Genomic DNA, 8,405 nt, shown 5'->3' on the forward strand with positions numbered 1-8,405 from the left:
CGGTGCAGGCGCTCGACGAGCTGGCGGACGCTGGGCTGGTGATCGAGGCCATCGTCGAGAACCTCGACGCCAAGCGCGAGCTGTTTGCTCGCCTGGAAGCAATCTGCACGGCCGACTGCGTGCTGGCCAGCAACACCTCGTCGCTGTCGATCACCCGCATCGCGGCCGGCCTGGCGCGGCCCGAGCGGTTCGTGGGCGTGCACTTCTTCAACCCTGCGCCGGTCATGGCGCTGGTCGAGATCGTCTCGGGGCTGGCCACGGCACCGCAGGTAGCGGCCAGCCTGTATGCAACGGCCAGGGCCTGGGGCAAGGCGCCGGTGCATGCCAGCTCCAGCCCGGGCTTCATCGTCAACCGCGTGGCGCGCCCGTTCTATGCCGAAAGCCTGCGCCTGTTGCAGGAGGGTGCGGCCGAGTGCGCCACGCTGGATGCGCTGATGCGCGAGGCCGGCGGCTTTCGCATGGGCGCGTTCGAGCTGACCGACCTGATCGGGCATGACGTCAACTACGCGGTCACCTGTTCGGTGTTCGATGCCTATTACGGCGACATGCGCTTCCAGCCGTCGCTGATCCAGGCGGCGCTGGTGGATGCCGGCCGGCTGGGGCGCAAGAGCGGGCAGGGGTTCTATGACTATGGGCCCTCGGCCGCGCGCCCGGTGGTCAGCGAGCTGCGCAGTGGTTTGCGCATCGAGGCCTGCGAAGTCGAAGGCGACCTGGGCATTGCGCAGGGCTTGCTGGCGCGTATCGAGGCGCACGGCATCAAGGTGTCGCGGGCCCCATCGCGGGTCGAGCCCGCGCCCACCGGTCGTTGTGGAAGCGGGCTTGACCCGCGATGCGGGCACGCAGTCATACGCGTGGGCGACGCCGTGCTGGCCCTGACCGACGGTCGCCTGGCCAGCCAGCGCGCCCGCGACGAAGGCTTGCACAACCTCGTGCTGTTCGACCTGGCGCTGGACTACGCCACCGCCGGGCGCATCGGCATCAGCTGGTCCGCCGACACCACCCCCGCTGCCCGCGACCAGGCCGTGGCCTTGCTGCAGGCCGCGGGCCTGGTGGTCAGCCCGCTGGCCGACGTGCCGGGGCTGCTGGTGATGCGCACCGTGGCCATGCTTGCCAACGAAGCCGCCGACGCGGTGCTGCAGGGCGTGGCCACGGCGGCGGATGTCGACCTGGCCATGCGCAAGGGCGTGAACTACCCCCAAGGCCCGCTGGCCTGGGCCGACGCCATCGGCCCGACGCAGGTGCTGGCGGTACTCGACAATCTGCAGGCCGCCTACGGCGAAAGCCGCTACCGGCCATCACTGCTGCTGCGGCGCACGGTCGCCGAGGGGAGGGCATTGCATGACTGACCTGAACGCCACCGAGCTTGCCAGCCAATGTGCCCAGGCCATGCTCGCCCGTGACCGCGCCAGCCTCGCGCTGGGCATGCAACTGCTGAGCGTCGCGCCGGGCAGGGCGCGCCTGAGCATGCCGGTGCGCGCCGACATGATCCAGGGTCATGGCACCTGCCATGGCGGCTACATCTTCACCCTGGCCGACTCGGCGTTTGCCGTGGCCTGCAACACCTACAACCAGGTCACCATCGGCCTGGGCTGCAGCATCGACTACATCGCCCCGGCACTGATGGGCGACACGCTCAATGCAAGTTGCGTCGAGCAGAGCCGTGGTGGACGCACCGGCAACTACGACGTGCGTGTGGAAAACCAGAACGGGCAGCTGATCGCGCTGTTCCATGGCAAATCTTACAAGGTGCAAGGCACAGTGCTTGCCCAGGAGACCGCAGATGAATGACGCCCTTATCATCGACGCCGTGCGCACCCCCATCGGGCGCTATGCCGGCGCGCTGAGCACGGTACGTGCCGACGACCTGGGCGCGGTGCCGCTGCGTGCGCTGATGGCGCGCCACCCGCAGGTGGACTGGTCGCAGGTGGACGACGTGCTGTTCGGCTGCGCCAACCAGGCCGGCGAAGACAATCGCAACGTGGCGCGCATGTCGGCGCTGCTGGCCGGCCTGCCGATAGAAGTGCCGGGCACCACGGTCAACCGCCTGTGCGGCTCGGGCATGGACGCCATCGGCCTGGGCGCACGTTCGATCCGCAGTGGCGAAGCCGGCCTGCTGCTGGTGGGCGGGGTGGAGTCGATGTCGCGCGCACCGCTGGTGATGGGCAAGGCCGAACAGGCCTTCTCGCGCCAGGCGCAACTGTACGACACCACCATTGGCTGGCGCTTCGTCAACGCCGCGATGGAAAAGGCGTATGGTATCGACTCGATGCCGGAGACTGCCGAAAACGTCGCCGCACAGTTCGGCATTTCCCGTGCCGACCAGGACGCCTTCGCCCTGCGCAGCCAGCAACGTGCGGCGGCTGCCCAGGCCAGCGGGCGCCTGGCGCAGGAGATCGTGCCGGTGTCGATTGCCCAGCGCAAAGGCGAGCCCAGGCGCGTCGAGCACGACGAACACCCGCGTGGCGACACCACGCTGCAGATGCTGCAACGCCTGGGTACGCCGTTTCGCGAGGGCGGCAGTGTCACGGCGGGCAATGCCTCGGGGGTCAACGACGGTGCCTGTGCGCTGCTGCTGGCAAGCCCGGCGCAGGCTGCGCGCTTCGGGCTCAAGGCCCGTGGGCGGGTGGTGGCGATGGCCACGGCCGGCGTCGAGCCGCGCATCATGGGCATCGGCCCGGTGCCGGCCACGCGCAAGGTACTGGAACTGGCCAACCTGAACCTGGCCGACATGGATGTCATCGAGCTGAACGAAGCCTTCGCCGCGCAGGGCCTGGCGGTGCTGCGCGAGCTCGGGCTGGCTGACGACGACCCGCGGGTCAACCCCAATGGCGGCGCCATCGCCCTGGGGCATCCGCTGGGCATGAGCGGCGCTCGCCTGGTGACCACCGCACTGGTGGAACTGGAGCAGCGCGGCGGGCGGTACGCGCTGTGCACGATGTGCATCGGCGTGGGGCAGGGTATCGCGATGATCATCGAGCGAACCTGAGCCGGCAATACAGCGGGAGCCGTGCAGCTCCCACACTCGGGCCCGTCAGGGGCTGAACCATAAAAAGAATCAGAGTGAACACATGAACATGGCCGCCTTGAACACTGCTGTACTCGACCCGCTGGAGACCGCCAGCATCGACGAACTGCGCCAGCACCAGCTTGACCGCCTGCGCTGGAGCCTGTCCCACGCCTACCAGAACGTGCCGCTGTACCGCCAGCGCTTCGACCAGTTGGGGGTGCACCCCGACGAGGTGCGTTCGCTGGACGACCTGGCCCGATTCCCGTTCACCACCAAGACCGACCTGCGCGACAACTACCCCTACGGCATGTTCGCCGTGCCCATGCATGACGTGGTGCGGGTGCACGCCTCCAGCGGCACCACCGGCAAGCCGACGGTGGTGGGCTACACGCAGAACGATATCGACACCTGGGCCAACGTGGTGGCGCGCTCGATCCGCGCCGCGGGCGGGCGCAAGGGCGACAAGGTGCATGTGTCGTACGGCTACGGGCTGTTCACCGGCGGGCTGGGCGCGCATTACGGCGCCGAACGCCTGGGCTGCACGGTGATCCCGATGTCGGGCGGGCAGACCGAGAAGCAGGTGCAGCTGATCAACGACTTTCAGCCGGACATCATCATGGTCACGCCCTCGTACATGCTCAACCTGGCCGACGAGATCGAGCGTCAGGGGCTGGACCCGCACAAGCTGGCGCTGCGCCTGGGGATCTTCGGTGCCGAGCCGTGGACCGACGAGCTGCGCCGCTCCATCGAGCAGCGCATGGGCATCACCGCGCTGGATATCTACGGGCTGTCGGAAATCATGGGCCCGGGCGTGGCCATGGAGTGCGCCGAGACCAAGGACGGGCCGACCCTCTGGGAAGACCACTTCTACCCCGAAATCATCGACCCGGTGACCGGTGCGGTGCTGCCCGACGGGCAGATGGGCGAGCTGGTGTTCACCTCGCTGAGCAAGGAGGCGCTGCCGATGATCCGCTACCGCACCCGCGACCTGACGCGACTGTTGCCCGGCACCGCGCGGCCAATGCGGCGCATCGACAAGATCACCGGGCGCAGCGACGACATGCTGATCGTGCGTGGGGTCAACGTGTTCCCGACCCAGGTCGAGGAACAGGTTCTGAAAATAAAACAGTTTTCAGAGTGCTATGAGATTTATCTGTATCGTGATGGAAATCTCGACACGGTGGATGTGCACGTGGAACTGCGTGCCGAATGCCAGCACTACGACGAGGCGCAGCGCAGGCTGCTGACTGCCGAGCTGGGCAAGCAGATCAAAACCTACATCGGCATCAGCACGCGCATCGTGCTGCAGCCGTTGGGCACGCTGAAACGTTCGGAAGGCAAGGCCTGTCATGTGTACGACAAGCGTCTGGCCAGCTGATAGCTGATGGCTGCCGAAGCCCCGACCTGGTCGGGGCTTTTTTTTGTTCTTGGGTAAAGCGTGTTCCTGTGGGAGCGGGCTTGACCCGCGATGGAGCGCGTAGCGGTCCGCTTTCAGAGCAAAGCGATACAAAAAAACATTAGATACACTAAAAAGCTGTTTGATATTGAATTGTGTATCGCTTATAAATACTCCCATGCCCAACCAGCCTTGAGGCGGGAGCCCGAACATGTACGCACAGCTTGTCGAAACCGGCGTCAAACGCATCAAGTCCCTGGACGAGATGTCGCCCCAGGAACGTGCCTTCCAGGAAAAGATCGACGCCGAAATCAAGATCGAAGCCAAGAACTGGATGCCCGACGCCTACCGTCAGACCCTCATCCGCCAGATTTCCCAGCACGCCCACTCCGAGATCGTCGGCATGCTGCCCGAGGGCAACTGGGTCACCCGTGCCCCGACCCTCAAGCGCAAGCTGCAGCTGATGGCCAAGATCCAGGACGAAGCCGGCCACGGCCTGTACCTGTACAGCGCCATGGAAACCCTGGGCGCCGATCGCGACGAAGAGATCGCCAAGCTGCACAGCGGCAAGGCCAAGTACTCCAGCATCTTCAACTACCCGACCCTCAACTGGGCCGACATGGGCGCGGTGGGCTGGCTGGTGGATGGCGCCGCCATCGTCAACCAGGTGGTGCTGCAGCGCACCTCCTACGGCCCCTACGCACGGGCCATGGTGCGCATCTGCAAGGAAGAGAGCTTTCACCAGCGCCAGGGCTACGAGATTCTGCTGACCATGATGCGCCACGGCACCCAGGCCCAGAAGGACATGGTGCAGGACGCGATCAACCGCCTGTGGTGGCCGGCGCTGATGATGTTCGGCCCCAGCGACGACAACTCGCCCAACAGCGCGCAGTCGATGGCCTGGAAGATCAAGCGCCAGAGCAACGACGAACTGCGCCAGCGCTTCGTCGACCAGACCATCCCGCAGCTCGAACTGCTGGGCTGCACCGCCCCCGACCCCGACCTGAAGTGGAACGCCGAGCGCGGCCACTACGATTTCGGCGCCATCCAGTGGCAGGAATTCTTCGACGTGCTCAAGGGCAACGGCCCGTGCAACCAGGAACGCCTGGCCACCCGGCGCAATGCCATCGAAAGCGGCGCCTGGGTGCGTGAAGCCGCCGTCGCCTACGCCCGCAAACAACAGAACAAGAACGCCGCCTGAACCGGCGACTGATGGGAGATACACGATGTCTGTCTGGACCCTCTACGAAGTGTTCGTGCGCAGCAAGCACGGCCTGAACCACAAGCATGTGGGCAGTGTGCATGCCGCCGACGACGCCATGGCCATCGAGAACGCCCGCGAGCTGTACACCCGCCGCAGCGAAGGCGTAAGCCTGTGGGTGGTGCCCTCGGCGCTGATCGTGGCCTCCTCGCCGGACGAGAAGGACCCGCTGTTCGACCCGGCCGACGACAAGGTCTACCGGCACGCCAGCTTCTACGAGCTGCCCGACGAAGTCGGACACATGTGAGGTCGACCATGAACAGCACCCAAGACGATCTGATCCATTACCTGCTGCTGCTGGGCGACAGCGCCCTGATCCAGGGCCAGCGCCTGTGCGAGTGGTGCGGCAAGGCGCCGGCCATCGAGGAAGAGCTGGCGCTGATGAACGTCGGCCTGGACCTGGTGGGCCAGGCGCGCAACTGGCTGGACTACGCCGCCGAGCTGCTGGCCGACGGCCGCGATGCCGACGACCTGGCGTTTCGCCGCGACGAGCGCGCCTACCGCAACCTGCTGCTGGTGGAGCAGCCCAACGGCGATTTCGCCGTGACCATGGCCAAGCAGTTCCTGTTCGACGCCTGGCACCTGCAGGTGCTCAAGGGCCTGTGCGACTCCACCGACCTGCGCATCGCCGGCATCGCCGCCAAGGCGCTCAAGGAGGTTACCTACCACCTGCGTCGCTCCAGTGAATGGGTGCAGCGCCTGGGTGGCGGCACCGACGAAAGTCGCCGGCGCATGCTCGCGGCCATCACGCAGGTGTGGCGCTTCACCGTGGAGTTGGCCAGCGGCAGCGAGGCTGAAACCCGCCTGGCCGCAGCGGGCATCGGCGCCGACCCGGCGCAGGTCGGCGCGGCATGGCTGCACCAGGTCGAGGCCACCTTCGCCTCGGTCGAACTGCCGCTGCCGCCTGCGGCCAGCCACTTCTACCTCAGCGGGCGTACCGGCATGCACACCGAGCACCTGGGCATCCTGCTGGCCGAAATGCAGTTTTTGCCACGGGCCTACCCCGATGCAACCTGGTGAGCTGATCGCCAGCGACCACGGTGCGCGGGCACTGCGGGCCGATGACCTGAGCCACGCCTGGACGGTGCTGGAGCAGGTGATGGACCCGGAAGTGCCGGTGGTCAGCGTGGTCGACCTCGGGATAGTGCGCGACCTGCACTGGCAGGCCGGCCACCTGCACCTTGTGGTCACGCCGACCTATTCGGGCTGCCCGGCCACCGAGGTGATCGAGGGCGATATCCGCCAGGCGCTGGAGCAGGCAGGGTTCGCCGCGCCGTGCCTGGAGCGGCGCCTGACGCCGGCCTGGAGCACCGACTGGATCACCGAGCAGGGGCGCGAGCGCCTGCGTGCCTATGGCATCGCGCCGCCCGTGGGCAGTGCCAGCAAGCGCAGCCTGCTGGGCGAAAGCCCGCAGGTGCTGTGCCCGGTGTGCGCCAGCAGCCACACCGAGCTGCTCAGCCAGTTCGGCTCCACGGCCTGCAAGGCCCTGTACCGGTGCCGCGAGTGCCTGGAACCTTTCGACTATTTCAAATGCATCTGAGCGCGCTGGCGCCGTGCAGCGGGAGAACAGCATGAGTCAATTTCACAGCCTGACCATCAAGGATGTGCGCGCCGAGACCCGCGATGCGGTGTCGATTGCCTTCGAGGTGCCGGCGCACCTGCAGGACGATTTCCGTTTCACCCAGGGCCAGTACCTGGTGATGCGCACGCAACTGGACGACGAGGAAGTGCGCCGTTCGTACTCGATCTGCAGCGGCGTGGAAGACGGCGAGCTGCGCGTGGCGATCAAGCGCGTGGCCGGCGGGCGCTTCTCGGCGTTTGCCAACGAGGTGCTCAAGGTCGGCCACCGCCTCGAAGTGATGCCGCCTTCGGGCAGCTTCCATGTGCCACTGGACCCGACCCGTCGCGGCAACTACCTGGCGGTGGCGGCGGGCAGCGGCATCACGCCGATCCTGTCGATCATCAAGACCACCCTGGAGCGCGAACCCGACAGTCGCTTCACCTTGCTCTACGGCAACCGCTCAAGCTCCGGCGCGCTGTTTCGCGACAAGCTCGAAGACCTGAAGAACCGCTACCTGCAACGCCTGAACCTGATCTTCGTGTTCAGCCGCGAGCAGCAGGACGTGGACCTGTACAACGGGCGCATCGACGCCGACAAGTGCGGTCAGCTGTTCTCGCGCTGGCTCGACCCCAGGGCGCTGGACGCCGCCTTCATCTGCGGCCCGCAGGCGATGACCGAGACCGTGCGCGACAGCCTCAAGGCCAATGGCATGGCGGGGGAGAAGACCCATTTCGAGCTGTTCGCAGCGGCGGGCGACGAACGCAAGCGTGAAGCCCGCGAGGCGGCACGCCAGCTGGACGCCGCCGTCAGCCAGATCACCGTGATCAGCGACGGTCGGGCGCTGGCCTTCGACCTGCCGCGCAACACCGTCAGCGTGCTGGATGCCGGCAATGCCATCGGCGCCGAGCTGCCGTACTCGTGCAAGGCCGGGGTGTGCTCGACCTGCAAGTGCAAGGTCATCGAAGGGGAGGTGGAGATGGACAGCAACCACGCCCTGGAGGACTACGAAGTGGCGGCGGGGTATGTGCTGTCGTGCCAGACGTACCCGGTCAGCGACAGGGTGGTGCTGGACTTCGATCAGGTCTGATACCGCGTCGACTCAATCGCGGGTCAAGCCCGCTCCCACAGGTACAGCACGGGTCTTGAGGAGAGTGCAGACCCTGTGGGAGCGGGCTTGACC

9 protein-coding genes are annotated in these 8,405 nt (G+C 66.6%); all 9 read left to right on the forward strand.

The window, feature by feature from the left end:
* The coding region (gene paaH / locus QMX96_RS25835) for a 3-hydroxyacyl-CoA dehydrogenase PaaH (protein ID WP_282362677.1) at positions 1-1,346 on the forward strand (1,346 nt) is incomplete at its 5' end.
* Complete coding sequence (gene paaI / locus QMX96_RS25840; RefSeq protein ID WP_043863008.1) at positions 1,339-1,788, forward strand: hydroxyphenylacetyl-CoA thioesterase PaaI; 450 nt, start codon at positions 1,339-1,341, stop codon at positions 1,786-1,788. The genes paaH and paaI, both read left to right, overlap by 8 nt.
* The gene (pcaF, locus tag QMX96_RS25845; protein WP_123752470.1) at positions 1,781-2,986 is read left to right on the forward strand and encodes a 3-oxoadipyl-CoA thiolase; all 1,206 of its coding nucleotides are present in this window, start codon (positions 1,781-1,783) and stop codon (positions 2,984-2,986) included. The genes paaI and pcaF overlap by 8 nt, the downstream gene beginning before the upstream one ends.
* Before the next feature lie 82 nt (positions 2,987-3,068).
* On the forward strand, positions 3,069-4,385 hold the full coding sequence (paaK, locus tag QMX96_RS25850; RefSeq protein WP_054915437.1) for a phenylacetate--CoA ligase PaaK: 1,317 nt from the start codon (positions 3,069-3,071) through the stop codon (positions 4,383-4,385).
* Between the two features lie 229 nt (positions 4,386-4,614).
* Positions 4,615-5,604 (forward strand): 1,2-phenylacetyl-CoA epoxidase subunit PaaA, encoded by a 990-nt coding sequence (gene paaA / locus QMX96_RS25855; protein ID WP_054915436.1) that lies wholly within the window; start codon positions 4,615-4,617, stop codon positions 5,602-5,604.
* A gap of 25 nt (positions 5,605-5,629) precedes the next feature.
* Complete coding sequence (gene paaB, locus QMX96_RS25860) at positions 5,630-5,911, forward strand: 1,2-phenylacetyl-CoA epoxidase subunit PaaB (RefSeq protein WP_043863004.1); 282 nt, start codon at positions 5,630-5,632, stop codon at positions 5,909-5,911.
* An 8-nt stretch (positions 5,912-5,919) separates the two neighbouring features.
* Positions 5,920-6,684 carry a 1,2-phenylacetyl-CoA epoxidase subunit PaaC gene (paaC, locus tag QMX96_RS25865; protein ID WP_088515418.1) on the forward strand — a complete coding sequence of 255 codons (765 nt, stop codon included), beginning with the start codon at positions 5,920-5,922 and terminating at the stop codon, positions 6,682-6,684.
* Positions 6,671-7,204, forward strand: a complete 534-nt coding sequence (gene paaD, locus QMX96_RS25870; protein WP_054915435.1) for a 1,2-phenylacetyl-CoA epoxidase subunit PaaD — start codon at positions 6,671-6,673, stop codon at positions 7,202-7,204. The genes paaC and paaD overlap by 14 nt, the downstream gene beginning before the upstream one ends.
* Before the next feature lie 31 nt (positions 7,205-7,235).
* Entirely contained in the window at positions 7,236-8,312 is a 1,077-nt protein-coding gene (gene paaE, locus QMX96_RS25875) for a 1,2-phenylacetyl-CoA epoxidase subunit PaaE (RefSeq protein ID WP_282362678.1), read from the forward strand.
* The last annotated feature ends 93 nt before the right edge of the window (positions 8,313-8,405 follow it).

The organism is Pseudomonas sp. PS01300, assembly GCF_029960155.1.
GTDB lineage: Bacteria > Pseudomonadota > Gammaproteobacteria > Pseudomonadales > Pseudomonadaceae > Aquipseudomonas > Aquipseudomonas palmensis.

Coding starts and splice junctions, on each gene's coding strand:
- paaI (WP_043863008.1), top strand. CDS start 1,339: ATGACTGACCTGAACGCCACCGAGCTTGCCAGCCAATGTGCCCAGGCC.
- pcaF (WP_123752470.1), top strand. CDS start 1,781: ATGAATGACGCCCTTATCATCGACGCCGTGCGCACCCCCATCGGGCGC.
- paaK (WP_054915437.1), top strand. CDS start 3,069: ATGAACATGGCCGCCTTGAACACTGCTGTACTCGACCCGCTGGAGACC.
- paaA (WP_054915436.1), top strand. CDS start 4,615: ATGTACGCACAGCTTGTCGAAACCGGCGTCAAACGCATCAAGTCCCTG.
- paaB (WP_043863004.1), top strand. CDS start 5,630: ATGTCTGTCTGGACCCTCTACGAAGTGTTCGTGCGCAGCAAGCACGGC.
- paaC (WP_088515418.1), top strand. CDS start 5,920: ATGAACAGCACCCAAGACGATCTGATCCATTACCTGCTGCTGCTGGGC.
- paaD (WP_054915435.1), top strand. CDS start 6,671: ATGCAACCTGGTGAGCTGATCGCCAGCGACCACGGTGCGCGGGCACTG.
- paaE (WP_282362678.1), top strand. CDS start 7,236: ATGAGTCAATTTCACAGCCTGACCATCAAGGATGTGCGCGCCGAGACC.